General features: G+C 63.9%; 2 protein-coding genes. One reads left to right on the forward strand and one right to left on the reverse strand.

Annotation, left to right across the window (positions count from 1 at the left end; translation table 11 throughout):
* Nucleotides 1-54: 54 nt before the first annotated feature.
* Nucleotides 55-1,284, reverse strand: coding sequence for a class I SAM-dependent rRNA methyltransferase (locus HMPREF1546_RS10550; protein WP_021748891.1), 1,230 nt, complete (start codon nt 1,282-1,284; stop codon nt 55-57).
* A 92-nt stretch (nt 1,285-1,376) separates the two neighbouring features.
* On the opposite strand from HMPREF1546_RS10550, the gene HMPREF1546_RS10555 reads away from it, so the two are divergent.
* The gene (locus HMPREF1546_RS10555; RefSeq protein WP_036630068.1) at nt 1,377-2,117 is read left to right on the forward strand and encodes an N-acetylmuramoyl-L-alanine amidase; all 741 of its coding nucleotides are present in this window, start codon (nt 1,377-1,379) and stop codon (nt 2,115-2,117) included.
* Nucleotides 2,118-2,147 lie beyond the last annotated feature (30 nt).

A 2,147-nucleotide genomic window follows, 5' to 3' on the forward strand; every position in this document is an offset into this window, starting at 1 on the left:
GCCCCTTGTGGGGCGGCCCGTTTGCGCAGGGCGGCGCGTTGGGAAACGGCGGCGTCATACCACCTGGAACAGGTAGAACTTCAGATAATTCGTCTCCTCGACGCCCCAGAGGATGGGGTGGTCGCAGGCCTGCTGCCGGGCCTCGATCTGCCGCAGCTGCACTCCGGCGTCTCGGGCGGCGCTGTGGAGCATGGCTGCGAACTTCTCCTCCGTGGCGAAGTGGGAGCAGGAGCAGGTGGCGAGAAGACCGCCCCGGGGCAGCAGCTTCATGGCCCGGTAGTTGATCTCCTTATACCCGGAGATGGCGTTGGCAACGGTCCTGCGGGACTTGGTGAAGGCCGGCGGGTCCAGGATGATGAAGTCGTACCGCTTCGGCTCCTTCTCCAGCGCGGGCAGCAGGTCGAACACGTTGGCGGCCACGCAGTCCACTGCGCCGGTGAGGCCGTTGCGCGCCGCGTTGGCCCGGGCCATCTCCACGGCGGACTCCGACACATCCACGGCGGTGACGTGCTTCGCCCCGCCCATCGCGGCGTTCAGAGCGAAGGATCCGGTGTGGGTGAAGCAGTCCAGCACCGTCCTGCCCCGGGCGATGCGCCCCACCGCCCGGCGGTTGTACTTCTGGTCCAGGAAGAACCCGGTCTTCTGGCCGTTCTCCACGTCTACCAGATATTTCACGCCGTTCTCCGTGATCTCCGTCACTGCAGAATCCGGCGCCGCTTCCCCCGGCAGGGGATACCACCCCTTGCCCTGGGGCAGCCCCTCCTTCTCCCGCAGGGCCACGTCGTTCCGGAGAAGGATCCCGCGGATCGGGAACCCGTCCGCCCGGAGGAGCTCCGCCAGCGCCGGCAGCAGGATGTCCTGGATCCGCTCCATGCCCACGGACAGCACCTGGACGGACAGCAGGTCGTGGAACTTGTCCACCGTCAGTCCGGGAAAGGCATCTGCCTCCCCGAAGATGATCCGGCAGGCGTCCAGGTCCTCCGGAGACATCACGCGCTTCCGGTATTCCCAGGCCCACTGAAGCTTCCGGCGCCAGAAGGCGGCGTCGAACTGGTCATTGGCGTTGCGGGACACCAGCCGCACCCGGATCTTGGACTGCTCCGACAAAAAGCCCGTACCCAGATACCGGCCCTTTTTGCTGATCACGTCCACCAGGCCGCCGTTTTCCGCCTGTCCCTCTGTGGCTGTAATTTCTGCGTCATAGACCCAGGGGTGGCCCCGGAGGATGGCGGCCTCCGCTTTGGCCGTGACGGTGTATCTGGGGTAATTCCGTTCCGCTTTCATGGCATGATTCCTTTCCCTCTGATATTTCCAGGCCAGTGTATCACATTTTTGAGGGAAACGCCATAGACTGGGAAAAAAGGAGGGACAATTCCATGCCCAAGATCTATCTGAGCCCGTCCACTCAGGACTGGAACATGTACGTTACCGGCAGCGGGTCCGAGGAGTACAACATGAACCTGCTGGCAGACGCCCTGGTGCCCTATCTGCTCTCCAACGGCATCCAGTACCAGCGCAACCGGCCGGAGATGACTGCCGGCAGCTCCATCCGGGAGGCCAATCAGGGGGAGTATGACCTGTATCTGGCGCTCCACTCCAACGCCGCCCCAGAGGGGCGCTATGGCGAGGAACGGGGCATTATTGCCTTCTATTACCCCGGCAGCGTGGGCGGTCAGCGGGCCGCAGAGCTCATCGCCCAGGAGCTGCGGAAGATCTATCCATTGCCCAACAAGGTCACTACCCGCCCCACCACTTCACTGGGAGAGGTCCGCCAGCCCCGGTTTCCCTCTGTACTGCTGGAGATCGGCTACCACGACAATTACAGCGACGCCACCTGGCTGGAGGGCCACTGGGATGCCATCGCCCAGCAGATTGCCCGGGGCCTGACGGAGTATTTCGGCCTGCCCTTTATCTACCCCATGGACCCGATGCAGGGCACCGTGTCTGTGAGCAACGGCACGCTGAACCTGCGGGACTATCCATCCTCCTCCGGCAAGGTGATCGCCAACCTTCCCAACGGCGCCGCTGTTACGATCTACGGCGAATGGAACGGCTGGTATGTGGTGCACTACGGGGATCAGGTGGGGTATGCCGCCGCGGCATACATCAATACGTGAGAATCCGCCGGCTTCCCGCCGCGGCGGGAA

The organism is Oscillibacter sp. KLE 1745, from assembly GCF_000469445.2.
Taxonomy (GTDB): domain Bacteria; phylum Bacillota; class Clostridia; order Oscillospirales; family Oscillospiraceae; genus Oscillibacter; species Oscillibacter welbionis.